Here is a 25,746-nt window from a genome sequence, read left to right on the forward strand (position 1 = left end):
CTCTAGTTGCTATAATCTTGTAAACCAGCATACAAGGAAAGAATATGAATACAAAAATACTAGAAACCTTAGAATTTAATAAAATCAAAGCCTTGTTTGAACCTCATCTCTTGACAGAACAAGGACTAGAGGAGCTAAAAGGTTTGGCTCCGACTACCAAGGAGGATAAAATCAAACAGGCTTTTGCTGAGATGGAGGAAATGCAAGCCCTATTTGTGGAGCAACCTCACTTTACCATCTTAGCGACACGTGAGATTTCAGCTGTCTGCAAGCGTCTCGAAATGGGGGCAGACCTCAATATCGAGGAGTTCCTGCTTCTCAAACGGGTCTTGCTTGCTAGCAGAGAGTTGCAAAGTTTTTATGCCAATCTCGAAAATGTACGCTTGGATCAGTTGGCGAGATGGTTTGAAAAACTGCATGATTTTCCACAGTTGCAAGGGAATCTTCAAGCCCTAAATGACGCAGGATTTATCGAGAATTTTGCCAGTGAAGAGCTAGCACGCATCCGTCGGAAAATCCATGATAGCGAGAGTCAAGTTCGAGATGTCTTGCAAGACTTACTTAAACAAAAAGCGCAGATGTTGACGGAAGGCATAATTGCTAGCAGAAATGGCCGTCAGGTTTTACCTGTCAAGAACACCTATCGTAACAAGATTGCAGGTGTTGTTCATGACATCTCTGCCAGTGGGAATACGGTCTATATCGAGCCACGTGAGGTCGTGAAACTGAGCGAAGAAATCGCTAGTCTACGAGCTGACGAACGCTATGAGATGATTCGTATCCTGCAGGAGCTATCAGAACGCGTCCGCCCTCATGCTGCTGAGATTGCTAATGACGCTTGGATTATTGGCCATCTGGATCTGATTCGTGCTAAGGTGCGTTTCATCCAAGAAAGACAAGCAGTCGTTCCTCAACTTTCAGAGAATCAAGAAATTCAACTCCTTCATGTTCGCCATCCTTTGGTCAAAAATGCTGTCGCAAACGATGTACACTTTGGTAAGGAATTAACGGTCATTGTCATTACAGGTCCCAATACGGGTGGGAAGACCATCATGCTCAAAACCCTGGGCTTGACTCAACTCATGGCCCAGTCAGGCTTGCCCATTTTAGCTGATAAAGGAAGCCGTGTCGGTATTTTTGAAGAAATCTTCGCCGATATCGGGGATGAGCAATCTATCGAGCAAAGTTTGTCTACCTTCTCCAGTCACATGACCAATATTGTAGATATTCTTGGCAAGGTCAACCAACACTCTCTTTTATTGCTAGATGAGCTTGGGGCAGGTACCGATCCGCAGGAAGGGGCAGCCCTCGCTATGGCTATTTTGGAGGATCTTCGTCTCCGTCAGGTCAAGACCATGGCGACGACCCACTATCCAGAACTCAAGGCCTATGGTATCGAGACAGCCTTTGTGCAAAATGCCAGCATGGAGTTTGATACAGCCAGTCTGCGTCCGACCTATCGCTTTATGCAGGGAGTTCCTGGTCGAAGTAATGCCTTTGAAATTGCCAAACGTCTGGGCTTGTCAGATGTCATTGTCGAAGATGCTAGCCAGCAGGTCAATCAAGATAATGATGTCAACCGTATCATTGAACAATTGGAAGAGCAAACGCTTGAAAGTCGCAAACGCTTGGACAATATTCGTGAGGTGGAGCAAGAAAACCTCAAGATGAACCGGGCACTCAAAAAACTCTACAATGAGCTCAATCGTGAAAAGGAAACTGAGCTCAACAAGGCGCGTGAACAAGCCGCTGAAATTGTGGAACTCGCTCTAAGTGAGAGTGACCAGATTCTCAAAAATCTCCACAGCAAGTCTCAACTAAAACCCCATGAAATCATTGAAGCCAAGGCTAAGCTGAAAAAACTCGCCCCTGAAAAAGTCGACTTGTCTAAAAACAAGGTCCTTCAAAAGGCCAAGAAAAAACGAGCTCCAAAGGTGGGAGATGACATTGTGGTTCTCAGTTATGGCCAACGTGGTACCTTGACCAGTCAACTTAAGGACGGCCGTTGGGAAGCCCAAGTTGGTTTGATCAAGATGACCTTGGAAGAGAAAGAATTTGACCTTGTTCAGGCTCAACAAGAAGCCCCAGTCAAGAAAAAACAAGTCAATGTCGTGAAACGTGCATCTGGTCGTGGTCCACAGGCGAGACTAGATCTTCGTGGCAAACGGTACGAAGAAGCCATGAATGAGCTGGACGCCTTTATCGATCAAGCCTTGCTTAATAACATGGCGCAAGTCGACATCATCCATGGTATCGGAACAGGTGTCATCCGTGAGGGCGTCACCAAATACCTGCAAAGAAACAAGCATGTTAAGAGTTTCGGCTATGCTCCACAGAATGCTGGCGGTAGTGGCGCAACCATTGTGACCTTTAAAGGATAGAGAGAAGAAGGAGTCAATCTTTCTGAAAAAAAGAAATGAAAACTAAAAATTTTCATAGAAAACATTGACAAAGGTTAACTTTTCTTGTAGAATAATAAAAAATAAAATACCAACACCGAATGAAGTTTAATAGAAATGGAGAAAGGTTTGTTTTCCATGACTGTAAATGGACGGAACTCTGGAGAGACCGTAAAGGCACCGAAGGGGCAAGGCAGGCAACTGCTCAAACTCTCAGGTAAAAGGACAGAGCTAAGATAGACCGCTTTTTAGCATTTATCTAAGCATTCCAGAGTACATGTATCTTGCATGTGCTCTTTCTTTTGGGGTTGAAAGATAGGAGAAGGATATGTTAGAATTGATAAAAGCGCTTGATGCTTTCGTTTGGGGGCCTCCCCTTTTAATCTTATTGGTCGGAACGGGTATCTATTTGACCATCCGACTAGGCCTTTTGCAGGTGGCTCGTCTCCCTAAAGCCTTTCAGTTAATTTTCACCAAGGATAAGGGGCACGGCGATGTGTCGAGTTTTGCTGCTCTCTGTACGGCTCTAGCCGCCACCGTTGGTACGGGAAATATCATCGGGGTCGCGACAGCCATCAAGGTTGGTGGGCCAGGCGCTCTCTTTTGGATGTGGATGGCTGCATTCTTTGGGATGGCAACCAAGTATGCTGAAGGCTTGCTGGCCATCAAATACCGTAGCAAGGATGCAAATGGAGCTATAGCTGGAGGACCCATGCACTACATCCTTTTGGGAATGGGAGAAAAGTGGCGTCCACTTGCTATCTTCTTTGCCCTAGCGGGTGTATTGGTAGCCCTTCTAGGGATTGGTACCTTTACCCAAGTCAATTCGATTACAGAATCCATTCAAAATACAGCCCAAGTTGATCCAGCTATCACGGCTCTGATTTTATCCATTTTTGTAGGAATTGCCGTCTTTGGTGGCCTCAAATCCATTTCAAAGGTTTCGACAGCAGTCGTTCCTTTTATGGCTATTGTCTATATTTTAGGAACTCTTACAGTTATACTCTTTAATATCGAGAAAATCCCAGCCACACTTACCCTCATCTTTACTTCAGCCTTTAGTCCAGCTGCTGCGGTAGGTGGTTTTACAGGTGCCAGCATTCGGATGGCTATCCAAAATGGTGTGGCGCGAGGAGTCTTCTCTAACGAATCTGGTCTTGGTTCAGCTCCGATTGCAGCGGCTGCAGCTAAGACTAATGAGCCTGTAGAGCAAGGCTTGATTTCCATGACAGGAACCTTTATTGATACTTTGATTATCTGTACTCTGACAGGTCTAACAATCTTAGTAACTGGTGTTTGGAGCGGAGATTTAAATGGTGTTGCCTTGACCCAGTCAGCCTTTTCAACAGTTTTTTCACACTTTGGACCTGCCCTCTTGACCATCTTCCTTGTACTCTTTGCCTTTACGACAATCCTCGGTTGGAACTATTACGGAGAGCGTTGTTTCGAGTTTCTCTTTGGTGTCCGCTTTATCTGGCTCTACCGTGTGGTCTTTGTAGTCATGGTCTTGTTGGGAGGATTTATCGAGCTGGATATGGTCTGGATTATCGCAGATATCGTCAATGCCCTGATGGCTTTGCCAAACTTGATTGCCCTCTTAGTCTTGTCGCCAGTCGTCATTGCTGAGACTAAAAAGTATTTTAAACACTAACCCAATCACACTTTTAGTGTGATTTTTTTCATTTCATAGATATTTCTTATCAAGGCGATTGAAAATATATATTATCCAAGTGGAAAATTCTATGATAGACTAAATGACAATAAAATGAAAAGAGGTTTCTTATGACAACATTTACCATCCACACAGTAGAATCAGCACCAGCAGAAGTGAAAGAAGTTCTTGAAACAGTAGAAAAAGATAACAATGGCTATATTCCCAACCTAATCGGTCTCTTGGCTAATGCTCCTACCGCGCTTGAAGCCTACCGAACTGTCGGAGCCATCAACCGTCGCAATAGCCTGACACCAGTGGAACGCGAAGTAGTGCAAATCACAGCTGCCGTAACCAATGGTTGTGCTTTCTGCGTCGCAGGTCACACAGCCTTTTCAATCAAACAAATCCAGATGAATGATGATCTTCTTCAAGCCCTCCGCAACCGTACTCCAATTGAGACAGATCCAAAACTAGATACTCTAGCTAAGTTTACCTTGGCGGTCATCAATACCAAAGGGCGTGTGGGAGATGAAGCCTTGACTGAATTTTTGGAAGCTGGCTACACGCAACAAAATGCCTTGGATGTGGTTCTCGGTGTCAGCTTAGCCAGCCTTTGCAACTATGCTAACAACCTAGCCAATACGCCTATTAACCCAGAATTACAACCCTATGCCTAGTTCGAATCCTAAATAAAAAATGAAGGCTGATCTACCCAGTCTTCATTTTTCTGTGCTATTTTAAAGGCTTTTATGCTATACTGATAATAATATGATTAACGGAGGTTGCCATGAAAAAACTCCCCTTGGTATTTTCTGGTTGTTTGTTAGGTTTGGCAGGTGCAGGAAACTTGATTGCGGATACTTGGCCTGTTCTGTCGCATTTATTGAGTCTGACTGGTTTAATTTTGTGTATTTTCTTTCTGATTCTTCATCTTTTTAATTGGGAAGAAACCAAGCAAGAATTGACTAAGCCCCCTCTTTTATCTGGAATGGCTACTTTTCCCATGGCTGGGATGATTTTATCGACTTATGTCTTTCGTTTGTTTCCTCATCTTCCTTTGATATCACAAGGGCTCTGGTGGTTTTCCTTTCTCTTGGACCTCGCTTTAATCACTTACTTTACCATTAAATTTGCCTGTCCAGGCAAGAGAGTCAATGCGACTCCTAGCTGGACGGTGCTCTATGTGGGGATAGCAGTAGCTGCCTTGACCTATCCTCTGGTAGGCATCGTTGAAATTGCCTATGCAACCTTGATTTTTGGTTTTGTCTTGACCTTCTATCTCTATCCGCTTATTTATAGGGATTTAAAGAAACATCCACTCCCAATGGCCTTGCTTGGACAAGAAGGAATCTACTGTGCTCCCTTTTCCCTACTCTTGGCCTCACTAGTTCGAGTTGGAGGGGCAAGCTTGCCAACATGGCTCTTGATCGTCATGATCCTAGCGTCTCAATCTTTCTTTTTCTTTGTTTTAACTCGCCTGCCCAATATTTTAAAACAAGGCTTTCAACCAGCTTTCTCAGCCTTAACCTTCCCAACCATCATCACAGCTACATCGCTTAAAATGGCTCAGGGAATTTTGAAACTTCCTTTTCTGGATTATTTGATATTGGCTGAAACCCTCCTTTGCTTAAGTATTTTACTCTTTGTCTTGAGTGGTTATCTAATTTGGTTACGAAAAAAGGTCTAGCTATCTTCTAGCTAGGCCTTATTTTTTATGGTTTGATAACTTCAGCTCCACCCATATATGGACGAAGAACTTCAGGGATGGTCACAGAACCATCTGCGTTTTGGTAGTTTTCAAGAATAGCAGCCACTGTACGTCCAACTGCAAGTCCAGAACCGTTCAAGGTGTGAAGGAGTTTCACTTTGCCATCGGCTTCATCACGGTAACGGATTTGAGCACGACGAGCTTGGAAATCTTCTGTATTTGAACAGCTTGAGATTTCACGGTAGGTATTTTGGGCTGGAATCCAAACTTCCAAATCGTAAGTCTTGGCAGCTGAGAAGCCCATATCTCCAGTAGAGAGCGCGACCACACGGTATGGAAGATTAAGCTTTTGAAGAATATTTTCAGCGTTGGCTGTCATTTTTTCTAATTCTTCATAAGATTCTTCTGGTTTGGCAAATTTGACCATTTCAACCTTGTGGAATTGGTGCAAACGAATCAAGCCACGTGTGTCACGGCCTGCTGAACCTGCTTCAGAACGGAATGATGGGCTCATAGCAGTGAAGTAAATTGGTAGGTCTTTTCCATCAAGGATTTCATCACGGTAGTAGTTTGTAAGAGGCACTTCAGCTGTAGGAATGAGGACATAATTAGTGTCTTTCAATTCAAAAGTGTCTTCCTTGAATTTTGGATATTGACCAGTACCAAACATAGAATCATGGTTGACCATGTAGGGAGTGATGACTTCGGTATAACCTTCTTTGCCATGCTCGTCCAACATGAAGTTGTAGATAGCACGTTCCAAACGAGCCCCAAGTCCTTTATAGAAGAGGAAACGAGCCCCCGTCACTTTTCCACCACGTTCCCAGTCAAGGATACCAAGGTCTTCCCCAAGATCCCAGTGAGCTTTTGGCTCAAAGTCAAACTCGCGTGGAGTTCCCCAACGGCGAACTTCGACGTTGTCATCCTCATCAGCTCCAACAGGAACGCTGTCAGCTGGGATGTTTGGAAGAGTAGTGGTAAATTCTGTCAATTTAGCATCGATTTCTGCCAATTCAGCATCGAGAGATTTTACTTCAGCAGAGAGAGCTTGCATAGCAGCAATCTTGTCATCAGCATTTTCCTTATTACGCTTGGCTTGAGCAATCTCTGCAGAAACTGTGTTACGTTCTGCCTTGAGGTTTTCGACCTTGACCAAGATATCACGACGTTTAGCGTCGATTTCTTTCATTTCATTCAAAACAGCAGCATCTACACCACGTGTAGCTAGTTTTTCAGCGACAGCATCAAAGTCTGTACGAATACGTTTGATATCTAACATAAAAACTCCTTTATGAAAAAAGCACACCTAACAAAGCGTTGGAGTGGCAGGGCCACGGTTCCATCCAACTTCACAGGTGTGCACTTGATTGTGTATTTTGTTGTAAGCAACGGTAGAATTTCACTTATCTCCTCTATCTGCTCGCAGCAACCGCAGACTTTCTGAAAGAAGAGGATAACCTACTTATCCGTTGCTATGATTATACTAAAGTTTCTACTTTTTTGCAAATAGATTTTTAAATTTTTGTCCAATGGTCTGGAGCAGAGTCGGAAGTTTCACGACCTTGTCGTTTCCTAATTTTTCCCGAGCGATTTTGAGGATAGCCCCAGAGTCTTTTGAGGCAAAGAGAAATTTACCTTGATCGGTGAAGACTTCAAAGTGGCGGCTGATTTTGCGTCCATTTACGTTGGCTCCGATTTGATTGACGCTAGACCAGGGGATTTGGATATATTGTTCGACATTGACATCGGGATAAAACTCCAAGGCTTGGTCCCCGACTAGAAATTTTCCAACCTTTCCAGAGATAGAGAGGTAAGATGTTCCAGTGGTTTGGAGGTCAATGACTTTATTGAGAGATTGGGCCATGATTAGTCTTCCTTACTTTCACCGAAAAAGGCATTGTAGAGAGCCTTGATAGCTGCTTTTTCTTGGTCTTTATTGACAACAAACATGATGGAAACTTCACTAGAGCCTTGTGACATCATTTGGATGTTGATCTTGTTTTCTGATAGGGCACGTGTTGCGGTAGCAGTTACACCGATGTGGCTCTTCATTTTTTCTCCGACAATCATAATGATGGAAAGATCGTGTTCGATTTCAGCATGATCTACTTCAGCTTTTTGAACCAACTGACGAAGGATTTCTTCTTCCTTGATAGGAGTTAGTTCACGAGAACGGAGAATGATTGAAAGATCGTCGATACCTGTTGGCATATGTTCCCAACCGATGTTAAGGTCTTCAAGGATTTGCAGAACCTTGCGACCAAATCCAACTTCTCGGTTCATGAGGTATTTTGACATATTGATGCTGACAAAGCCAGAGTCACCAGCGATTCCAACGACTGGGAATTCATCACTGCTATGCTTTAGAACGATACGAGTGCCCGGATGGTCAGGATTATTAGTGTTTTTGATAACCAGAGGAATTTTCCCACGGTAGGCAGGGAGCAGAGCTTCATCGTGAAGGACTGAGAAACCTGCATAGGCCAATTCACGCATCTCACGGTAGGTCAATTCAGGGATAGAGTGCGGTTGATGTATAATACCCGGATGGGCAGCAAAGATACCATCGACATCTGTAAAGTTTTCATAAAGGTCAGCCTTAACACCTGCAGCGATGATGGAACCTGTTATATCGGATCCGCCACGGGAGAAGGTACAGATTTGATTTTCTTTCGTAACTCCAAAGAAACCAGGGATGACAAGGACTTCGGTGCTATCAGCCAAGCCTTCAATCTTGTCATAGCTAGATGGGATGATGCGTGCGTTTCCTGGTTCGCTTGTTACGATAATTCCGGCTTCTCTTGGATGAACATAGCGCGCATCGATGCCGTTTTGGTTAAAGTAAGCTGCGATAAGTTTGGCATTGTTGTTTTCTCCAGCCGCTAGGAAGGTGTCATAGAGAAAGTCATTTTCTTCAATAGGAAGAGTCGCTAAGGAACGGATGCTTTTAGAAATTTTTTCTAGAACTGATGGTTTTAAGCCTAGTTCGCTCACCATAGCCGCATAGCGATCGATGATCCAGTTTTGGCTCTTGCTGATATCATTTCCCGCTACATAATCACGATAGTATTTGATCAAAGCGTCGGTAACCTTAGTATCTTCAGCATTGCGTTTTCCGGGTGCAGAAACGACTACAAAACGGCGTTCTTTATCGCTTTTAACGATGTTTAAAACTTTTTCTAACTGACTAGCAGAGGCAAGAGAGCTTCCGCCAAATTTTACAACCTTCATAGGGACTCCTCAAGTAAGTATTTTATACGATTATAGCAGAAAGAGGGGCTTTTTTCAATGAAGAAAATAGTATAGTCTTTAGGATAAAGTGAGCGTTTTTTATCAGCTGAGACACTTTCGATTGGTTTTCTCTTGCCTCTTTATCTAAAAAAAGGTATACTTTGACAATGAAATAATTTTATCACCTTATAAAAGGAGAAGCTATGAATCATATCTTGTATCAGATCGTAGATGATCTTGCTATCATTACTTTGAATCGTCCCGAAGTGGCAAATGGTTTCCATATCCCAATGTGTGAGGAGATTTTAGAAGCTTTAACTCTAGCAGAGCAGGATCAAGCTGTTCAGTTTATCTTGATTAACGCTAATGGGAAGGTCTTTTCAGTTGGGGGAGATCTGGTTGAGATGAAACGTGCAGTGGATGAAGATGATATCCCATCTTTGAATAAGATTGCAGAATTAGTCAATACAATCTCCTATAAAATTAAGCAGATCCCTAAACCTGTTTTGATGGAGGTAGATGGAGCAGTTGCTGGTGCTGCAGCCAATATGGCAGTGGCAGTCGATTTTTGTTTGGCGACTGATAAGGCAAAATTCATCCAAGCCTTTGTTGGAGTGGGATTGGCGCCGGACGCTGGTGGGATTCATCTCTTGAGTCGTAGTATTGGGGTAACACGAGCTGCGCAACTTGCCATGACAGGAGAAGCTTTGACTGCGGAAAAAGCACTGGAATGGGGCGTGGTATACCGTGTCTGCGAAGCTGATAAATTAGAAAAAACTAGAGAACAAGTTCTGAAGAAATTAAGACGAGGCTCAGCAAACTCATACGCAGCCATTAAGAAGCTAGTTTGGGAAAGCCAATTTAAGGATTGGCAGAATTATGCTGAATTGGAATTAAAGTTGCAAGAATCTTTGTCTTTGACTGAAGATTTTAAAGAAGGAGTTCGAGCTCATTCTGAAAGAAGACGACCAAAATTTTCAGGAAAATAAAAAAATACTTGCACAATTCTTTGAAGTTTGATATACTTTTTGTGTCAAATGTTTTGAATGCAAAAGTTTTTTTGAGAAGGAGGGAATACTTTGGACTACCAACAAGTGAATGAGTATTTAACATCTATTTTTAATAATGTCCTTGTGATTGAGGAGGTTAGCTTACGAGGTAGTCGTTTCAAAGACATCTCCATCAAAGAAATGCACACGATTGATGTGATTGGCAAGTTCCCAGAGGCGACACCAAGTAAGGTTTCAAAAGAACTGATGGTAACTCTTGGAACTGTTACGACCAGCTTGAATAATCTCGAAAGAAAAGGTTATGTTGAGCGCATTCGTTCTGATCAGGATCGTCGTGTGGTCTATCTGCATTTGACAAAGAAAGGTCGTTTGGTTCACCGCCTTCATAAACGTTTCCACAAGGCCATGGTCGAGAAAATTATCGATGGCATGAGTTCTGAAGAAATAGAAGTGATGGGCAGGGGCTTGACTAACCTTTATCAATTTTTGGAGGATTTGAAATAATGGCTTTTGCAAAAATAAGCCAGGTTGCTCATTATGTTCCAGAGCAAGTGGTCACTAATCAAGACTTGGCCCAAATCATGGATACAAGCGATGAGTGGATTTCAAGCCGTACAGGAATTAAACAGAGACATATCTCAAAAACAGAGTCTACAAGTGACTTGGCGACAGAAGTTGCTAAGAGTTTGCTGGCTAAAGGGAGCTTAACAGCGGATCAGATTGATTTTATCATTGTAGCGACGATTACCCCAGACTCGATGATGCCTTCTACGGCAGCTCGGGTTCAGGCAAATATCGGAGCGCATAGAGCTTTCGCCTTTGATTTGACAGCAGCTTGCAGTGGCTTTGTATTCGCTCTCTCAACTGCAGAAAAGTTTTTAAGTTCTGGACAGTTCAAAAAAGGGATTGTTATCGGGGCTGAGACCTTATCCAAGGCGGTTGATTGGTCAGATCGTTCGACAGCTGTTCTCTTTGGGGATGGTGCTGGTGGGGTTCTCTTGGAAGCGAGCGAAACAAGGCACTTCCTTGTGGAAAGTCTCTATACAGATGGCTCTCGGAGCGAATGTTTGACCTATGGTCAAACGGCTTTGGCTTCTCCTTTCTCAGATCAAGAAGCAGTTCCTGCTTTTTTGAAGATGGATGGACGAGCAGTTTTTGATTTTGCAAATCGAGATGTTGCTAGATCGATCAAAGAAACCATTGAAAATGGTCCAATCGCAGCATCGGAATTGGATTATCTCTTGCTTCATCAGGCAAATATCCGCATTTTGGATAAGATGGCTAAGAAGATCGGTGTAGACCGAGACAAGCTTCCTGCCAATATGATGGAGTATGGAAATACCAGTGCAGCAAGTATCCCGATTTTGCTCTCAGAGTGTGTGGAGAATGGCAAGATTCGTTTAGATGGTAGCCAGACGATTCTCCTATCAGGCTTCGGTGGAGGTTTGACATGGGGCACACTCATTCTTACAATCTAGGTAATCATGTGGTAAACACATAGTTATAAATTTTTTATATTTTAAAGGAGTCCTATCATGGCAGTATTTGAAAAAGTACAAGAAATTATCGTTGAAGAACTTGGGAAAGATGCATCAGAAGTAACACTTGAATCTACTTTTGATGATTTGGATGCAGATTCATTGGACTTGTTCCAAGTAATCTCTGAAATCGAAGATGCTTTCGATATCCAAATCGAAGCAGAAGATAACTTGAAAACAGTTGGTGACTTGGTTGCCTACGTTGAAGAACAAACAAAATAATTAACATATTACTAGAAGGAGTAGGGGAAACCCACTCCCTCTTGTTTAGGTAATAGTTTGAAACTCAAATGATAAACTCATCGAACTATTACGTAAGCAAGGAATGATGGAGGCACTATGAAAACACGTATTACAGAATTATTGAACATTGATTACCCTATTTTTCAAGGAGGAATGGCTTGGGTTGCTGATGGTGACTTGGCTGGTGCAGTATCCAAAGCTGGTGGTCTAGGGATCATCGGTGGTGGAAATGCACCTAAAGAGGTCGTAAAGGCTAATATCGATAAAATCAAATCACTTACGGATAAACCTTTTGGTGTCAACATCATGCTCTTGTCACCTTTTGTAGAAGACATCGTTGATCTCGTGATTGAAGAAGGGGTTAAGGTGGTTACAACTGGTGCTGGAAATCCAAGTAAATACATGACTCGTTTCCATGATGCAGGAATTACAGTTATTCCTGTTGTTCCAAGTGTTGCTTTGGCAAAACGCATGGAAAAAATTGGTGCAGATGCAGTTATTGCAGAAGGAATGGAAGCCGGTGGACATATTGGAAAACTAACAACGATGACCTTGGTTCGCCAAGTTGCTGCGGCTGTCTCAATTCCAGTTATCGCTGCTGGAGGAATTGCAGACGGTGAGGGTGTCGCTGCAGGCTTTATGCTTGGTGCTGAGGCTGTTCAAGTCGGTACGCGTTTCGTAGTAGCTAAGGAATCTAACGCCCATCCAAACTACAAAGAAAAAATCTTAAAGGCGCGTGATATCGATACGACTATTTCAGCTCAGCATTTTGGTCATGCTGTTCGTGCCATTAAAAACCAGTTGACACGTGACTTTGAACAGGCTGAAAAAGATGCCTTTAGACAAGAAAATCCAGATTTAGAAATCTTTGAACAAATGGGAGCTGGTGCTCTTGCTAAAGCCGTTGTTCATGGAGATGTAGAAGGTGGATCTGTAATGGCAGGTCAGATTGCTGGTTTGGTCTCTAAAGAAGAAACCGTTGAAGAAATCCTAAAAGATTTATACTATGGCGCTGCCAAGAAAATTCAGGAAGAAGCCTCTCGTTGGGCAGGAGTTGTAAGAAATGACTAAAACAGCCTTTCTATTTGCGGGTCAAGGTGCTCAGTATCTAGGGATGGGGCGTGATCTCTATGATCGCTATCCTATCGTCAAGGAAACCATTGACCAAGCCAGTCAGGTTTTGGGTTATGACCTTCGTGACTTGATTGATAAGGAAGAAACCAAGTTAAACCAGACTCGATATACGCAACCAGCCATTTTGGCAACTTCGGTTGCTATTTACCGTTTATTGAAAGAAAAGGGCTATCAGCCAGATATGGTAGCAGGTTTATCCCTTGGTGAATATTCTGCTTTAGTAGCTAGCGGAGCCTTGGACTTTGAAGAGGCAGTTGCCTTGGTTGCCAAGCGTGGAGCTTATATGGAAGAGGCAGCACCCGCAGGCTCTGGGAAGATGGTAGCCATCCTCAATACTCCAGTAGATGTGATAGAGGAAGCTTGTAAAACAGCATCTGAAGTCGGTATAGTCACTCCAGCTAACTACAATACTCCAAGCCAAATCGTCATTGGTGGTGAAGTGGCTGCAGTTGACCGTGCGGTCCAACTCTTGCAGGAAGCAGGAGCAAAACGATTGATCCCCCTAAATGTGTCGGGTCCTTTCCACACAGCCCTTCTAGAGCCAGCTAGCCAACAGCTAGCTGGAGCTCTTGAGGGGATTAGTTTCTCAGACTTTATTTGCCCTCTAGTAGGTAATACTGAAGCTACAATCATGGAAAAAGACCGAATCCAAGAGCTTTTGACGCGTCAGGTGAAGGAACCGGTGCGTTTCTACGAAAGTATCGCAGTCATGCAGTATGCTGGTGTGACCAACTTCATTGAAATTGGTCCAGGAAAAGTCTTGTCAGGCTTTGTCAAAAAGATTGATAAAACAGCTAAGCTAGCCAATGTAGAAGATTTGGCAAGTTTGGATGCTTTGCTGGGAAACTAGTAATCCCTTCTCCCACAAATACAACAGGAAACAGGAGAACAGAATGCAACTAAAAAATAAAAATATCTTTGTAACAGGTTCAAGTCGGGGTATCGGACTTGCTATTGCTCACAAATTTGCTCAACTAGGAGCCAATGTGGTTTTGAATAGTCGCGGGGCAATCTCAGAAGAATTGCTGGCTGAGTTTTCAAACTACGGTGTCAAGGTGGTGCCAATCTCAGGTGATGTTTCAGACTTTGCAGATGCAAAACGCATGGTGGAACAAGCAATCGCAGAACTTGGTTCGGTTGATGTCTTGGTAAACAATGCTGGGATCACTCAAGATATGCTCATGCTCAAGATGACCGAAGAAGACTTTGAAAAAGTGCTTAAGATTAATCTGACAGGGGCTTTTAACATGACGCAAGCTGTCTTGAAACAGATGATTAAGGCGCGTGAAGGTGCGATTATCAACATGTCCAGTGTGGTTGGTCTGATGGGAAATATCGGACAAGCCAACTATGCGGCTTCCAAGGCTGGGTTGATTGGGTTTACCAAGTCAGTAGCGCGTGAGGTTGCCAATCGCAATGTGCGTGTAAATGCTCTTGCACCAGGAATGATCGAGTCAGATATGACTGCTGTTTTATCTGATAAGGTCAAGGAAGCAACACTAGCGCAAATCCCTATGAAACAGTTTGGTCAGGCAGATCATATCGCGGATGCCACGGTCTTCTTAGCCCAACAAGATTATTTGACTGGACAAGTTCTCGCTGTTGATGGCGGACTTAGCATGTAAAAAAAGAAAGATATAGGTAAGACAGATGAAACTAAATCGAGTTGTAGTAACAGGTTACGGATTGACCTCTCCTATCGGAAATACCCCAGAAGAATTTTGGAACAGTTTGCAAACTGGAAAAATTGGAATTGGTGAAATCACTAAGTTTGATCATAGTGAATTTGCCGTACACAATGCGGCTGAAATTCAAGATTTCCCATTTGATAAATACTTTGTCAAAAAAGATACCAACCGTTTTGACAACTATTCTTTGTATGCCTTGTATGCGGCTCAAGAAGCGGTGACAAATGCTAATCTTGATGTAGAAGCAATTGATAAAGATCGCTTTGGTGTTATCGTGGCTTCTGGTATCGGTGGTATCAAGGAAATCGAAGATCAGGTTATCCGTCTTCATGAAAAAGGTCCAAAACGCGTTAAACCAATGACACTTCCAAAAGCCTTGCCAAATATGGCTTCAGGAAATGTTGCGATGCGTTTCGGAGCAAACGGTATCTGTAAATCAATCAATACAGCCTGTGCTTCATCAAACGATGCCATTGGGGATGCCTTCCGCTCTATCAAGTTTGGTTTCCAAGATGTCATGTTAGTTGGTGGATCAGAATCATCTATCACTCCTTTTGCTATCGCTGGTTTCCAAGCGTTGACTGCCCTATCAACTACGGAAGATCCAACTCGTGCTTCTATTCCATTTGACAAAGACCGTAATGGTTTTGTGATGGGAGAAGGTTCAGGGATGTTGGTTCTTGAAAGCCTTGAACATGCTGAAAAACGTGGTGCAACTATCTTGGCTGAAGTAGTTGGCTACGGTAATACCTGTGATGCTTACCATATGACTTCACCTCATCCAGAGGGTCAAGGTGCGATTAAGGCTATGAAGTTGGCTTTGGAAGAAGCAGAAATTTCTCCAGAGCAAGTGGCTTACGTCAATGCCCACGGAACTTCAACTCCTGCTAATGAAAAAGGAGAAAGTGGTGCGATTGTAGCTGTCCTTGGTAAAGAAGTACCTGTATCTTCAACCAAGTCCTTTACAGGACACTTACTTGGTGCTGCAGGAGCAGTAGAAGCCATCGCTACCATCGAAGCCATGCGTCATAACTATGTACCAATGACAGCTGGAACAAGCGAGTTATCAGACTATATCGAAGCGAATGTCGTTTATGGACAAGGCTTGGAGCAAGAAATCCCTTATGCTATTTCAAACACTTTTGGTTTTGGTGGACACAATGCGGTTCTTGCTTTCAAACGTTGGGAGAATGAATAATTATGAATTTAAATGAAATCAAGGACTTGATGGCTCAATTTGACCAATCAAGTTTGAGAGAATTTTCTTATAAAAATGGAACGGACGAATTGCAGTTCAGTAAGAATGAAGCAAGAATGGCTTCTGAAGTACCAGCTCAAGTTGTTCCAGCGCCAGCTGCAGTAGCTGCAAGTCCAGTAGTTTCGGCCCCTTCAACTCCAGTAGAGAGTGCAGTGGAAGAAGCTCCAGCACCAGCTGAAACGACGGTTGCTCCAGAGGGTGATGTCGTTGAAAGTCCACTTGTAGGGGTGGCTTACTTGGCTGCTGGACCAGATAAACCTGCCTTTGTCACAGTTGGAGACAGTGTTAAAAAAGGCCAGACTTTGGTGATCATCGAAGCCATGAAGGTCATGAATGAGATTCCTGCACCTAAGGATGGTGTGGTGACAGAAATTCTCGTTTCAAATGAAGAAATGGTTGAGTTCGGTAAAGGATTGGTACGTATCAAATGATCGATATTCAAGGAATCAAAGAAGCTCTACCCCATCGCTACCCCATGCTCCTAGTGGATCGTGTCTTGGAAGTGAGCGAAGATACCATTGTTGCCATTAAAAATGTCACCATCAACGAACCTTTCTTTAATGGTCATTTTCCTCAATACCCAGTTATGCCAGGTGTTCTTATCATGGAAGCATTGGCCCAGACCGCGGGTGTCTTGGAATTGTCCAAACCTGAAAATAAAGGGAAACTGGTCTTCTACGCTGGCATGGACAAGGTTAAGTTCAAGAAGCAAGTTGTACCAGGTGATCAATTAGTCATGACGGCTACTTTTGTCAAACGTCGTGGTACAATCGCCGTGGTTGAAGCAAAGGCTGAAGTGGATGGTAAGCTCGCAGCGAGTGGTACTCTTACCTTTGCAATTGGAAACTAAGGAGGTTCTCCATGTTTCGTAAAATTTTGATTGCCAACCGTGGTGAGATTGCGGTTCGCATTATTCGGGCTGCGCGTGAATTGGGCATTGCGACCGTAGCAGTCTATTCAACTGCTGATAAGGAAGCTCTTCACACACTCCTAGCGGATGAAGCTATCTGTATCGGACCTGGTAAGGCGACAGAGTCTTATCTCAATATCAACGCTATTTTATCGGCTGCAGTCTTGACAGAGGCAGAAGCTATCCACCCAGGTTTTGGTTTTCTTAGCGAAAACTCCAAGTTTGCCACGATGTGTGATGAAGTAGGGATTAAGTTTATCGGTCCTTCTGGAGCTGTAATGGATACCATGGGAGATAAGATCAATGCGCGTGAGCAAATGATCAAGGCTGGGGTTCCAGTTATCCCAGGATCTGATGGTGAAGTTCACACAGCTGAAGAGGCACTTGCAGTTGCAGAAAAGATTGGCTATCCAGTCATGCTTAAGGCATCGGCAGGTGGTGGTGGAAAAGGGATTCGTAAGGTTGAAAAGGCAGAAGACTTGGTCGCAGCCTTTGAGACAGCATCCAGTGAAGCCAAGGCCAATTTTGGGAATGGCGCTATGTATCTTGAGCGTGTGATTTATCCAGCTCGTCATATCGAAGTTCAGATTCTTGCAGATCAAGAGGGTCATGTTGTCCATCTTGGTGAACGGGATTGTTCACTCCAACGGAATAACCAAAAAATCTTAGAAGAAAGCCCATCCATTGCGATTGGCAAAACCCTTCGTCATGAAATTGGTGCTGCAGCCGTTCGTGCAGCAGAGTCTGTTGGCTATGAAAATGCAGGAACAATTGAATTTCTTCTCGATGAAGCGAGTGGCAATTTCTACTTCATGGAAATGAATACTCGTGTGCAAGTTGAACACCCAGTCACAGAGTTTGTTTCAGGTGTTGATATCGTGAAGGAGCAGATTCGCATTGCAGCCGGGCAACCTTTACCTTTCAAACAAGAAGATATCGTCCTACGAGGCCATGCTATCGAGTGCAGGATCAATGCGGAAAATCCAGCATTTAACTTTGCTCCAAGCCCAGGTAAAATTACCAATCTCTATCTACCAAGTGGTGGAGTTGGCTTGCGTGTGGACTCGGCAGTCTATCCAGGCTATACCATTCCTCCTTACTATGATAGTATGATTGCTAAAATCATTGTTCATGGGGAGAATCGTTTTGACGCTCTTATGAAGATGCAACGGGCACTTTATGAACTTGATATTGAAGGAGTGCAAACCAATGCAGACTTCCAGTTGGATCTGATTTCAGACCGCCGAGTTATCGCTGGTGACTACGATACTTCCTTCTTGATGGAAACTTTCTTGCCAAAATACCAAGAAAAAGAATAGACTTTCAAAGAGTATGAGAACTAAAAGGGGGAGTTATGGCTCTATTTAGTAAAAAGGATAAGTATATTCGGATCAATCCTAACCGTTCCGTAAGGCAGAAACCACAAGCCAAGCCTGAGGTTCCGGATGAACTCTTCTCCCAGTGTCCTGGTTGTAAACACACCATTTACCAAAAGGATCTTGGGAGCGAACGAATTTGTCCCCATTGTAGCTATACTTTCCGTATTTCAGCTCAGGAACGCTTGGATTTGACGATTGATTCTGGTAGCTTTGTGGAGATGTTTACAGGTATTGAAACTCAAGATCCATTAAACTTTCCTGGCTACCAGAAAAAACTTGCAACAATGCGTGAAAAGACAGGTTTGGATGAAGCAGTACTAACTGGTACAGCTAGCATCAAGGGACAAAAAGTTGCCCTTGGGATCATGGATTCTAACTTTATCATGGCTTCTATGGGAACCGTTGTGGGTGAAAAAATCACGCGCTTGTTTGAGTATGCAACGGTAGAAAACTTGCCAGTCGTACTCTTCACAGCTTCTGGTGGAGCCCGCATGCAAGAAGGAATCATGAGCTTGATGCAGATGGCTAAGATTTCTGCAGCAGTTCAACGTCATTCCAAGGCAGGACTTTTTTACCTGACTATTTTGACGGATCCGACAACAGGCGGAGTGACAGCTTCTTTTGCTATGGAAGGTGACATTATCCTAGCGGAGCCACAGAGTTTAGTTGGTTTTGCTGGGCGTCGTGTTATCGAAAATACAGTTCGTGAGACCTTGCCGGATGACTTCCAAAAGGCAGAATTTCTGCTTGAACATGGATTTGTTGATGCAATTGTCAAACGGAGAGAATTGCCTGAAACAATTGCTAAATTAGTAAGATTGCATGGAGGAAGTCGCGGATGAATATTGCAAAAATAGTCAGAGAGGCACGTGAGCAGAGTCGCTTGACTGCACTTGATTTTGCCAATGGAATCTTCGATGAATTTATCGAATTGCATGGAGATCGCTCTTTCCGTGATGATGGTGCGATTATTGGTGGAATTGGCTGGTTAGGTGAACAAGCAGTAACTGTCGTTGGTATCCAAAAGGGGAAAAGTCTTCATGACAACCTCAAACGGAATTTTGGGCAGCCTCATCCAGAAGGCTATCGTAAGGCATTACGCCTGATGAAACAGGCAGAAAAGTTTGGCCGTCCAGTTGTGACCTTTATCAATACAGCGGGTGCTTACCCAGGTGTTGGAGCCGAGGAACGTGGACAAGGTGAAGCAATTGCCCGAAACCTGATGGAAATGAGCGATCTCAAGGTTCCAATCATCGCGATTATTATCGGTGAAGGAGGGTCTGGAGGTGCATTAGCACTAGCCGTTGCTGACCGTGTCTGGATGTTAGAAAACTCAATCTACGCAGTACTTAGCCCGGAAGGATTTGCCTCTATCCTTTGGAAGGATGGAAGTCGTGCTATGGAAGCGGCGGAGTTGATGAAAATCACTTCACACGAACTCCTAGAAATGGGAATCGTGGACAAGGTAATCTCAGAAGCAGGTCTTTCCAGTAAGGAACTGTTCGGTTGCGTTAAAAATGAATTGCGTGCAGAGCTAGATAGGTTGAAAGAACTACCACTCGACCAACTTATCGAAGAACGTTACCAACGCTTTAGAAAATACTAAGAATGACTAAATGAGACTAGAAAGGTCTCATTTTTTATGGAAAAATGCAATTCAGGACGAAAAATTGACAGTTGAGGAGATGGACAGTAAAATAGAGAAAAAAGACGTATACTGTAGAGGTGAGCCTACAACAATATTTTAAGAAGGTTCTTGCAATGACAGGTACAGAAACATTTATAGTTCTTTCATCTGAAGACTTAGAGCAAACTTCAGGTGGTCTTGCTGTTTGGGAAGATGGTTATGGTAGGTGGTTATATTATAGAGAATTTGCACCCTATATGGGGCAAGGGGAACTTAATTCTTATGGGGAAGCTTGGAAGTATGGCTTTCGAGCAGGATAATCTTTCAAAAAAAGTACGATGAGAAACACAAAGAAACCAGGACAATTTGGAATATTTTTGCTTATTATTTTACTATCTACCTATTTACCACAAACAATTGGATTGTATGTGGCAATCATTTTAGGGTTAGGCGCTGATGTCTATTCTCTTATTTTAACAATAGGATTAGTAGGAATTTGCCTTCTATTAATTTGGTGGTTAAAAAAGCAAAAGATGCTCTTTATCTTTGAGAAAAAGAGCTGGAACTGGTCATTTGTCTTCTACTTATTTGCAACTTATGTGGTTTATCAGATTCTCGGTAATTTTTGGACACGCTATGCTCATTTGATTAATGCTAGGAATATTCATGATGTCTATTTTGCGGTGATTCTTTCAAATGGACAACCAACTTTTTTATCGACTATCTTATCTTTTGTCCTGCCTGTAATCATCGGTCCTGTTTTTGAGGAGACTCTTGATCGTGGGTATTTTATGAACACCTTCTTTCCTAAGTCAAAGTACTATTTAGATGTCATCTTATCAGGCCTTATCTTTGGGCTTAGTCATTTGATACTATCTCACAGAGACCCAATTAGTTTATTATATTATAGTTTGATTGGTCTCTTTTTCGCTCTTGTCTATCGTTCTACAGACGATCTTCGATTGACCATCCTCTGCCATAGTTTTTTTAACTTTCTCAATCATGCAAAACCCATCTGGATTTTTGTTTACAATTATATCTATTATCGTTTTTTTAGATAGTGGGAGGCAAAGAAAAAAGTGTTTGATGTTTGTCAAACACTTTTTCTATTTACTGTTCTTCTGTTACAAACTGGCTGAGCAGTCCATTGATAAAACGGGCAGATTTTTGATCTGAGAAGTCCTTTGCAAGCTCGATAGCTTCGTTAACAGCAACCAACTGTGGAGTGTCAAATGAAGTGATTTCAAAAACTCCCAAGCGAAGGAGGTTTCTCTCCACGAGTGTTAAACGCTCGATGGTCCAACCTGCTTTTAGATGTTGTGTGATTTGCTTGTCTAGCTCTTCCTTTTTAGTTTGAACACCAGAAACGAGCTCTGTCAAAAAGGTTGGAAGTTGCACATCTGTATCTTCACGATCGTGTGTGTAGGCGAAACGACAAGCAGTTTCGACGTCTGTATCAAACTCAAGACTCATAAGAGCTTGAAAGGCACACTTACGGAGCTCACGTCTAGATTCTAATAGTGGACTAGTCATTGAGGAAGTCCTCATCAAACAAGTCTTTCAAGTCTGGTTTTGGTGTTTTATCTGGAACGATACCTGCAACGTGGATATTGATAGCAGCGAGTTCTACATCAGCCATATTGCGGACTGCATCTTTGACAGCTTTTTGGATAGCAACAGCTACCTTAGGAACTTTTACTCCGTACTCAAGGTAGAGGTAGATATCTGCTGTGAGTTCTTCGTCCACGTTTTTAAGATAAACGCCGCGGCCGAGCGAAAGTTTTGAAAGGGTATCAGATACTGATTTGTTTGAAAAAGAGTGAACCCCCTCTACTTTTGCTGTAGCAATAGCAATGATTTTTTCAAGTACACGTGGGGCGATAACGATTTCGCCAAGTTGTTCTTCAATTCCCATAGAATGACCTCTTTCTAGAGATTAGGCACGAGAAACGTAAGTTCCTTCTGCAGTGTTAATAACGAGTTTTTGTCCTGCTTCGATGAAGTCTGGAACGTTTACGACAAGTCCAGTTTCCATCGTTGCTGGTTTACCAGAACCTGTAACAGTAGCACCTTTGATAGATGGTTGAGTTTCTGCAACTGTCAATTCGACAGTAGTAGGAACGGTAACACCAATCACTTCAGTTCCGTAGAATTGGATCTTCACTTCTGAGTTTTCAAGGATGTAAAGCAATTCGTTTTCAACATTGACTACAGGGATTTCGTATTGGTCGTAAGTTTCTGTATTCATGAAGTATGCTGTGTCATCCATTTTGTACAAGTATTGAGCTGGGACAGTCTCGATGATGGCTTGTTCAAATTTTTCCTCTGGACGGTAGCTTGTGTCAAATGTAGAACCAGTACGGACATCACGCAATTTCATACGCATGATCGTGTTCCCTTTACCTGGTTTGTGGTGACTAGCTTCCAAAACGCGAATCAATTTACCGTCAGCTGTTTCAAAGGTCATACCAGCTTTTAATTTACTTGCTTCAATCATGTTTTTACCTCTTTAATAAATATTATTACTCTTCATTTTACCATAAAATACTCTGGAAATAAAGCCAAAATAGTTATTGGGAGTTGGTAGAGAAGAAAAAACCAACCTTAGGGCTGGTTTTGTTCTGTCTAGTTTTCTTTCAACTTAGCCAACTCCTGAGCAAGGAGTTTAAGGGCAACTTGTGGATTGGCTTGGCCTTTGGTTGCCTTCATAAGGAAGCCTGTGAAGGCCTTGTCTGCGTTGCGTTTACCTGATTTGAAGTCGGCAACGGCTGCTTCATTATCTGCGAAGACTTGGTGAATGATTGGAATCAGAATATTTGGATCAGAGATTTGCACCAAGCCAGCTTTTTCCACGTATTCACGCGCGCCACCGCCATTTTTAGCCAGATGGACAAAGACTTTCTTGGCAATCTTAGAGGAGATGGTACCATCTTCGATGATGGCAATCATTTCAACCAAGTTTTCTGGTGTCAATTCGATTTGTTCTAGTGTTTTACCTTCGGCGTTCAAGAATTGAGCGACTTCGCCTTGGAGCCAGTTAGAAACTTGTTTGGCATCGCCACCGAGGGCAACAGCTTTTTCAAAGAAGTCAGAAGTGACTTTGTTTGCAGTCAACTGGCTAGCATCGTAGTCTGACAAGCCAAGGTCAGATACGTAGCGAGCACGCCGTTCTTTTGGAAACTCTGGCAATTCAGTGCGCATTTCCTCAATCCACTCATCTGAGATTTCAAAGAGTGGTAGGTCTGGTTCTGGGAAGTAGCGGTAGTCTGCAGCACCTTCCTTGACACGCATGAGGATGGTTGCTTTATTGGCTTCATCGTAACGGCGTGTTTCTTGGCGGATTTGACCACCTGAGCGAAGGATTTCTGCCTGACGTTGGACTTCGTATTCAAGACCCTTGCGAACGTTTGAGAAGGAGTTGAGGTTCTTCAACTCAGTCTTGGTACCGAATTTTTCTTGACCATAAGGACGAAGGGAGATGTTGGCATCCACACGCATCGAACCTTCTTCCATCTTAACGTCTGAAATGCCAGCGTACTGGATGACTTCCTTGAGGGCTGTCAGATAAGCGTAGGCTTCTTCTGGAGAACGCATGTCAGCTTCAGATACAATCTCAATCAATGGCACCCCTTGACGGTTGAGGTCTACATAGGAGTAACCATCTGTACCGTGGGTGTTTTTACCAGCGTCTTCTTCTAGGTGAGCACGTTCGATACCGATTTTCTTGGTCGTACCGTCTTCTAGTTCCACTTCAATCCAACCATTGTAGCCGATAGGTTCATCAAACTGAGAAATTTGGTAGGCTTTTGGATTATCAGGGTAGAAATAGTTCTTGCGGTCAAAGTGCATCTTCTTATGGATGTCCATGTTGAGGGCAAGAGCTGCCTTAATACCAGCATCGACAACCCCTTTATTGAGAACCGGCAGTACTCCTGGGAAAGACCAGTCAATCACGTTGGTGTTGGCATTTTGGTCATTTCCAAAGTGGGCAGAAGTAGGTGAGAAGATTTTTGAATTGGTGTTGAGCTCTACGTGGACTTCAAGTCCAATGACTGTTTCAAAGTTCATTAGTTGTCACCTCCAAAAATCACGGGTTGTTGTTTGTGGTAGTCTGTTGTTGCTTCAAAGGCAGCTGCCGCTTGGTAAATGGTTTCCTCAGAGTATTTAGGACCGATCAATTGGAGACCGACTGGTAGACCTTGAGAGAATCCAGCAGGAATCGAAATTCCTGGGAGACCAGCCAAGTTGACTGGGATGGTCAAGAGGTCAGCCAAGTACATAGCAACAGGGTCGTGGTTGAGTGAGTCCAAGTCATAGGCAACGCTTGGAGCAGTTGGTCCCAAAATCAAGTCGTAATCCGTAAAGACGTTTTCGAAATCTTGGATGATGAGGGTACGGACCTGACCAGCTTTTTTATAGTAGGCATCGTAGTAACCTGATGAAAGGCTGAAAGTTCCTAGCATGATACGGCGTTTTACCTCTTCACCGAAACCTTGGCTACGGCTGTTTACATAGATTTCATCAAGGTTGCTTGCATCTTCTGCGCGGTAGCCGTAACGGATACCGTCAAAGCGTTGCAAGTTTGATGAGGCTTCTGATGAAGCGATAATGTAGTAAACGGCAACACCGTATTTAGAGTGAGGAAGGCTAACTTCTTCGACGATGGCACCAAGTTTTTCAAAGTGTTTAGCGGCATTCAGAATGGTTTCCTTAACCTCTGGGTCAATCCCTTCACCAAGGTATTCCTTAGGCAAAGCAATTTTCATTCCCTTGATATCTTGGCCGATTTTTGAAGTAAAGTCGGCAATACGGACAGGAGCAGAAGTAGAGTCTTTGGCATCTTCGCTGGCAATAGCGTTGAGCAAGAGGGCATTTTCCTTAACAGTTGGAGCAAAAGGTCCAATCTGGTCTAATGAGCTACCGAAGGCAATGAGACCGAAACGAGAAACTGTTCCGTAGGTTGGTTTGAGACCAACAATCCCGTTGAAGGCGGCAGGTTGGCGGATGGAACCACCAGTATCAGAACCAAGTGACAAGCGGACTTGCCCTGACGCTACAGCTGCAGCAGAACCACTTGATGAACCACCAGGAACCTTGCTGTGGTCCCAAGCATTTTTAGTCGCACCGTAGTGAGAAGTCTCGCCTGAACCACCCATGGCAAATTCATCCATGTTGGTTTTCCCGACAACAATCATACCCTTGGCTTTGGCATTGGCAACGGCTGTCGCATCAAAGATAGGCTCGTAGTTGTAGAGCATTTTTGAGGCTGCAGTTGTAAGAATACCGTCTGTAGAGATATTATCCTTAACAGCCAGTGGAATTCCTGAAAGGACATTGTCAGCATCAATTCCAGCTTCATCAATAGCTTTAGCTTGAGCAAGAGCCTGCTCCTCAGCGATAGTGACAAAAGCGTTGATAGCTGTCTCGCGAGACTTGATATCTTCAAGCGTTGCTTGGGTCAATTCAGTTGCAGAAATTTCCTTAGAGACAAGGAGGTTGTGCAAGTCTTCAATAGTTTTGTTATTAAAAGTCATTAGGCATCTCCTCCATCATCTAGGATAGCTGGTACCTTGATATAGTAGTTTTCTTTTTCAGGTACGTTTTTAAACAAGCGGTCACGGTCTGTTCCTTCTTCGGCCACATCAGGGCGGAGTACGGTCTTGCGGTCAGCCATGGTCGTAGTAGGTGCGACACCAGTAGTGTCGACTTCGCCCAGCAATTCAACCATATCAACAATTTTAGACAAGGTTGTCGCAAAGGCGGCAGTTTCTTCTTCAGAGAATTTTAATTTTGAAAGATTGGCAACGTGTGTTACCTCTTCTTGCGTAATTTTCATCTTGCATCCTTTCGTGAAATGATGATTTTTAGTCTGTTCTATTTTACCATATTTTCCTATAAATAAGGGAGCCAAACTGAAAAGAAATAGAAATTGAAAAATCGCTTTTAATTCGCTATAATAGTTAAACT

General features: G+C 43.3%; 28 protein-coding genes and 1 riboswitch. Of the genes, 19 read left to right on the forward strand and 9 right to left on the reverse strand.

The window, feature by feature from the left end; all coding sequences use genetic code 11:
- Positions 1-44 precede the first annotated feature (44 nt).
- The 4 genes from ACVBD2_RS02210 (at position 45) to ACVBD2_RS02225 (ending at position 5,740) form a co-directional block, all read left to right on the forward strand.
- Positions 45-2,381 carry an endonuclease MutS2 gene (locus ACVBD2_RS02210; protein ID WP_268722884.1) on the forward strand — a complete coding sequence of 779 codons (2,337 nt, stop codon included), beginning with the start codon at positions 45-47 and terminating at the stop codon, positions 2,379-2,381.
- Between the two features lie 168 nt (positions 2,382-2,549).
- Positions 2,550-2,638, forward strand: a riboswitch (glycine riboswitch).
- Positions 2,639-2,727: 89 nt separating this feature from the next.
- On the forward strand, positions 2,728-4,050 hold the full coding sequence (locus ACVBD2_RS02215) for an alanine/glycine:cation symporter family protein (RefSeq protein WP_336315212.1): 1,323 nt from the start codon (positions 2,728-2,730) through the stop codon (positions 4,048-4,050).
- A gap of 131 nt (positions 4,051-4,181) precedes the next feature.
- Complete coding sequence (locus ACVBD2_RS02220; protein ID WP_049544835.1) at positions 4,182-4,730, forward strand: carboxymuconolactone decarboxylase family protein; 549 nt, start codon at positions 4,182-4,184, stop codon at positions 4,728-4,730.
- Positions 4,731-4,840: 110 nt separating this feature from the next.
- A complete protein-coding gene (locus tag ACVBD2_RS02225) occupies positions 4,841-5,740 on the forward strand; it encodes a TDT family transporter (protein ID WP_132973506.1) in 900 nt (299 codons plus the stop codon).
- Positions 5,741-5,765: 25 nt separating this feature from the next.
- On the opposite strand, the gene serS is transcribed toward ACVBD2_RS02225, so the two are convergent.
- The 3 genes from serS to ACVBD2_RS02240 form a co-directional block, all read right to left on the reverse strand.
- Complete coding sequence (serS, locus tag ACVBD2_RS02230; RefSeq protein ID WP_132973508.1) at positions 5,766-7,040, reverse strand: serine--tRNA ligase; 1,275 nt, start codon at positions 7,038-7,040, stop codon at positions 5,766-5,768.
- Between the two features lie 213 nt (positions 7,041-7,253).
- Positions 7,254-7,625 carry a DUF956 family protein gene (locus ACVBD2_RS02235; RefSeq protein WP_461686001.1) on the reverse strand — a complete coding sequence of 124 codons (372 nt, stop codon included), beginning with the start codon at positions 7,623-7,625 and terminating at the stop codon, positions 7,254-7,256.
- Between the two features lie 2 nt (positions 7,626-7,627).
- Positions 7,628-8,992 (reverse strand): aspartate kinase, encoded by a 1,365-nt coding sequence (locus ACVBD2_RS02240; protein WP_461686002.1) that lies wholly within the window; start codon positions 8,990-8,992, stop codon positions 7,628-7,630.
- Between the two features lie 203 nt (positions 8,993-9,195).
- On the opposite strand from ACVBD2_RS02240, the gene ACVBD2_RS02245 reads away from it, so the two are divergent.
- From ACVBD2_RS02245 to ACVBD2_RS02315, 15 genes are all read left to right on the forward strand, one after another.
- A complete protein-coding gene (locus tag ACVBD2_RS02245; RefSeq protein WP_125424823.1) occupies positions 9,196-9,981 on the forward strand; it encodes an enoyl-CoA hydratase in 786 nt (261 codons plus the stop codon).
- 90 nt (positions 9,982-10,071) lie between these two features.
- Positions 10,072-10,506: a fatty acid biosynthesis transcriptional regulator FabT gene (fabT, locus tag ACVBD2_RS02250; protein WP_000386342.1), complete on the forward strand. Its 435-nt coding sequence runs from the start codon at positions 10,072-10,074 to the stop codon at positions 10,504-10,506.
- Positions 10,506-11,480, forward strand: a complete 975-nt coding sequence (locus tag ACVBD2_RS02255) for a beta-ketoacyl-ACP synthase III (RefSeq protein ID WP_268722881.1) — start codon at positions 10,506-10,508, stop codon at positions 11,478-11,480. The genes fabT and ACVBD2_RS02255 overlap by 1 nt, the downstream gene beginning before the upstream one ends.
- Positions 11,481-11,537: 57 nt before the next feature.
- The gene (locus ACVBD2_RS02260) at positions 11,538-11,762 is read left to right on the forward strand and encodes an acyl carrier protein (protein WP_000257840.1); all 225 of its coding nucleotides are present in this window, start codon (positions 11,538-11,540) and stop codon (positions 11,760-11,762) included.
- Between the two features lie 117 nt (positions 11,763-11,879).
- Positions 11,880-12,854 carry an enoyl-[acyl-carrier-protein] reductase FabK gene (gene fabK / locus ACVBD2_RS02265; RefSeq protein ID WP_000857454.1) on the forward strand — a complete coding sequence of 325 codons (975 nt, stop codon included), beginning with the start codon at positions 11,880-11,882 and terminating at the stop codon, positions 12,852-12,854.
- A complete protein-coding gene (gene fabD / locus ACVBD2_RS02270; protein WP_461686003.1) occupies positions 12,847-13,767 on the forward strand; it encodes an ACP S-malonyltransferase in 921 nt (306 codons plus the stop codon). Before fabK ends, fabD begins: the two co-directional genes overlap by 8 nt.
- A 43-nt stretch (positions 13,768-13,810) precedes the next feature.
- A complete protein-coding gene (gene fabG / locus ACVBD2_RS02275; RefSeq protein WP_001176207.1) occupies positions 13,811-14,542 on the forward strand; it encodes a 3-oxoacyl-[acyl-carrier-protein] reductase in 732 nt (243 codons plus the stop codon).
- Positions 14,543-14,567: 25 nt separating this feature from the next.
- On the forward strand, positions 14,568-15,803 hold the full coding sequence (gene fabF / locus ACVBD2_RS02280) for a beta-ketoacyl-ACP synthase II (protein ID WP_461686004.1): 1,236 nt from the start codon (positions 14,568-14,570) through the stop codon (positions 15,801-15,803).
- 2 nt (positions 15,804-15,805) lie between these two features.
- Positions 15,806-16,294, forward strand: coding sequence for an acetyl-CoA carboxylase biotin carboxyl carrier protein (accB, locus tag ACVBD2_RS02285; protein WP_038806390.1), 489 nt, complete (start codon positions 15,806-15,808; stop codon positions 16,292-16,294).
- Complete coding sequence (fabZ, locus tag ACVBD2_RS02290) at positions 16,291-16,713, forward strand: 3-hydroxyacyl-ACP dehydratase FabZ (protein WP_000565515.1); 423 nt, start codon at positions 16,291-16,293, stop codon at positions 16,711-16,713. The genes accB and fabZ overlap by 4 nt, the downstream gene beginning before the upstream one ends.
- Positions 16,714-16,724: 11 nt before the next feature.
- The gene (gene accC, locus ACVBD2_RS02295; protein WP_084925310.1) at positions 16,725-18,092 is read left to right on the forward strand and encodes an acetyl-CoA carboxylase biotin carboxylase subunit; all 1,368 of its coding nucleotides are present in this window, start codon (positions 16,725-16,727) and stop codon (positions 18,090-18,092) included.
- Between the two features lie 35 nt (positions 18,093-18,127).
- The gene (gene accD / locus ACVBD2_RS02300; protein WP_001173379.1) at positions 18,128-18,994 is read left to right on the forward strand and encodes an acetyl-CoA carboxylase, carboxyltransferase subunit beta; all 867 of its coding nucleotides are present in this window, start codon (positions 18,128-18,130) and stop codon (positions 18,992-18,994) included.
- Positions 18,991-19,758: an acetyl-CoA carboxylase carboxyl transferase subunit alpha gene (locus ACVBD2_RS02305; protein WP_461686005.1), complete on the forward strand. Its 768-nt coding sequence runs from the start codon at positions 18,991-18,993 to the stop codon at positions 19,756-19,758. Before accD ends, ACVBD2_RS02305 begins: the two co-directional genes overlap by 4 nt.
- 155 nt (positions 19,759-19,913) lie before the next feature.
- Positions 19,914-20,099, forward strand: coding sequence for a biofilm-regulating peptide BriC (gene briC, locus ACVBD2_RS02310; protein ID WP_461686006.1), 186 nt, complete (start codon positions 19,914-19,916; stop codon positions 20,097-20,099).
- Between the two features lie 18 nt (positions 20,100-20,117).
- Positions 20,118-20,840, forward strand: coding sequence for a lysostaphin resistance A-like protein (locus tag ACVBD2_RS02315; protein ID WP_461686007.1), 723 nt, complete (start codon positions 20,118-20,120; stop codon positions 20,838-20,840).
- Between the two features lie 49 nt (positions 20,841-20,889).
- Here ACVBD2_RS02315 and nusB read toward each other — a convergent pair whose 3' ends face one another.
- The 6 genes from nusB to gatC form a co-directional block, all read right to left on the reverse strand.
- The gene (gene nusB, locus ACVBD2_RS02320; RefSeq protein WP_461686008.1) at positions 20,890-21,312 is read right to left on the reverse strand and encodes a transcription antitermination factor NusB; all 423 of its coding nucleotides are present in this window, start codon (positions 21,310-21,312) and stop codon (positions 20,890-20,892) included.
- Complete coding sequence (locus ACVBD2_RS02325) at positions 21,305-21,694, reverse strand: Asp23/Gls24 family envelope stress response protein (protein WP_000510583.1); 390 nt, start codon at positions 21,692-21,694, stop codon at positions 21,305-21,307. Before ACVBD2_RS02325 ends, nusB begins: the two co-directional genes overlap by 8 nt.
- 21 nt (positions 21,695-21,715) lie before the next feature.
- On the reverse strand, positions 21,716-22,276 hold the full coding sequence (gene efp, locus ACVBD2_RS02330) for an elongation factor P (protein WP_000568642.1): 561 nt from the start codon (positions 22,274-22,276) through the stop codon (positions 21,716-21,718).
- A gap of 128 nt (positions 22,277-22,404) precedes the next feature.
- A complete protein-coding gene (gatB, locus tag ACVBD2_RS02335; RefSeq protein ID WP_461686009.1) occupies positions 22,405-23,847 on the reverse strand; it encodes an Asp-tRNA(Asn)/Glu-tRNA(Gln) amidotransferase subunit GatB in 1,443 nt (480 codons plus the stop codon).
- Positions 23,847-25,313, reverse strand: coding sequence for an Asp-tRNA(Asn)/Glu-tRNA(Gln) amidotransferase subunit GatA (gene gatA / locus ACVBD2_RS02340; RefSeq protein WP_461686010.1), 1,467 nt, complete (start codon positions 25,311-25,313; stop codon positions 23,847-23,849). The genes gatB and gatA overlap by 1 nt, the downstream gene beginning before the upstream one ends.
- Complete coding sequence (gene gatC / locus ACVBD2_RS02345; RefSeq protein WP_000705412.1) at positions 25,313-25,615, reverse strand: Asp-tRNA(Asn)/Glu-tRNA(Gln) amidotransferase subunit GatC; 303 nt, start codon at positions 25,613-25,615, stop codon at positions 25,313-25,315. The genes gatA and gatC overlap by 1 nt, the downstream gene beginning before the upstream one ends.
- Between the last annotated feature and the right edge of the window lie 131 nt (positions 25,616-25,746).

Source organism: Streptococcus sp. KHUD_018, assembly GCF_054861215.1.

What these genes read in the sequence shown, in the direction of transcription:
- ACVBD2_RS02210 (WP_268722884.1), top strand. Translation starts at nt 45, where the DNA reads ATGAATACAAAAATACTAGAAACCTTAGAATTTAATAAAATCAAAGCC.
- ACVBD2_RS02215 (WP_336315212.1), top strand. Translation starts at nt 2,728, where the DNA reads ATGTTAGAATTGATAAAAGCGCTTGATGCTTTCGTTTGGGGGCCTCCC.
- ACVBD2_RS02220 (WP_049544835.1), top strand. Translation starts at nt 4,182, where the DNA reads ATGACAACATTTACCATCCACACAGTAGAATCAGCACCAGCAGAAGTG.
- ACVBD2_RS02225 (WP_132973506.1), top strand. Translation starts at nt 4,841, where the DNA reads ATGAAAAAACTCCCCTTGGTATTTTCTGGTTGTTTGTTAGGTTTGGCA.
- serS (WP_132973508.1), bottom strand. Translation starts at nt 7,040, where the DNA reads ATGTTAGATATCAAACGTATTCGTACAGACTTTGATGCTGTCGCTGAA.
- ACVBD2_RS02235 (WP_461686001.1), bottom strand. Translation starts at nt 7,625, where the DNA reads ATGGCCCAATCTCTCAATAAAGTCATTGACCTCCAAACCACTGGAACA.
- ACVBD2_RS02240 (WP_461686002.1), bottom strand. Translation starts at nt 8,992, where the DNA reads ATGAAGGTTGTAAAATTTGGCGGAAGCTCTCTTGCCTCTGCTAGTCAG.
- ACVBD2_RS02245 (WP_125424823.1), top strand. Translation starts at nt 9,196, where the DNA reads ATGAATCATATCTTGTATCAGATCGTAGATGATCTTGCTATCATTACT.
- ACVBD2_RS02255 (WP_268722881.1), top strand. Translation starts at nt 10,506, where the DNA reads ATGGCTTTTGCAAAAATAAGCCAGGTTGCTCATTATGTTCCAGAGCAA.
- ACVBD2_RS02260 (WP_000257840.1), top strand. Translation starts at nt 11,538, where the DNA reads ATGGCAGTATTTGAAAAAGTACAAGAAATTATCGTTGAAGAACTTGGG.
- fabK (WP_000857454.1), top strand. Translation starts at nt 11,880, where the DNA reads ATGAAAACACGTATTACAGAATTATTGAACATTGATTACCCTATTTTT.
- fabD (WP_461686003.1), top strand. Translation starts at nt 12,847, where the DNA reads ATGACTAAAACAGCCTTTCTATTTGCGGGTCAAGGTGCTCAGTATCTA.
- fabG (WP_001176207.1), top strand. Translation starts at nt 13,811, where the DNA reads ATGCAACTAAAAAATAAAAATATCTTTGTAACAGGTTCAAGTCGGGGT.
- fabF (WP_461686004.1), top strand. Translation starts at nt 14,568, where the DNA reads ATGAAACTAAATCGAGTTGTAGTAACAGGTTACGGATTGACCTCTCCT.
- accB (WP_038806390.1), top strand. Translation starts at nt 15,806, where the DNA reads ATGAATTTAAATGAAATCAAGGACTTGATGGCTCAATTTGACCAATCA.
- fabZ (WP_000565515.1), top strand. Translation starts at nt 16,291, where the DNA reads ATGATCGATATTCAAGGAATCAAAGAAGCTCTACCCCATCGCTACCCC.
- accC (WP_084925310.1), top strand. Translation starts at nt 16,725, where the DNA reads ATGTTTCGTAAAATTTTGATTGCCAACCGTGGTGAGATTGCGGTTCGC.
- accD (WP_001173379.1), top strand. Translation starts at nt 18,128, where the DNA reads ATGGCTCTATTTAGTAAAAAGGATAAGTATATTCGGATCAATCCTAAC.
- ACVBD2_RS02305 (WP_461686005.1), top strand. Translation starts at nt 18,991, where the DNA reads ATGAATATTGCAAAAATAGTCAGAGAGGCACGTGAGCAGAGTCGCTTG.
- briC (WP_461686006.1), top strand. Translation starts at nt 19,914, where the DNA reads ATGACAGGTACAGAAACATTTATAGTTCTTTCATCTGAAGACTTAGAG.
- ACVBD2_RS02315 (WP_461686007.1), top strand. Translation starts at nt 20,118, where the DNA reads ATGAGAAACACAAAGAAACCAGGACAATTTGGAATATTTTTGCTTATT.
- nusB (WP_461686008.1), bottom strand. Translation starts at nt 21,312, where the DNA reads ATGACTAGTCCACTATTAGAATCTAGACGTGAGCTCCGTAAGTGTGCC.
- ACVBD2_RS02325 (WP_000510583.1), bottom strand. Translation starts at nt 21,694, where the DNA reads ATGGGAATTGAAGAACAACTTGGCGAAATCGTTATCGCCCCACGTGTA.
- efp (WP_000568642.1), bottom strand. Translation starts at nt 22,276, where the DNA reads ATGATTGAAGCAAGTAAATTAAAAGCTGGTATGACCTTTGAAACAGCT.
- gatB (WP_461686009.1), bottom strand. Translation starts at nt 23,847, where the DNA reads ATGAACTTTGAAACAGTCATTGGACTTGAAGTCCACGTAGAGCTCAAC.
- gatA (WP_461686010.1), bottom strand. Translation starts at nt 25,313, where the DNA reads ATGACTTTTAATAACAAAACTATTGAAGACTTGCACAACCTCCTTGTC.
- gatC (WP_000705412.1), bottom strand. Translation starts at nt 25,615, where the DNA reads ATGAAAATTACGCAAGAAGAGGTAACACACGTTGCCAATCTTTCAAAA.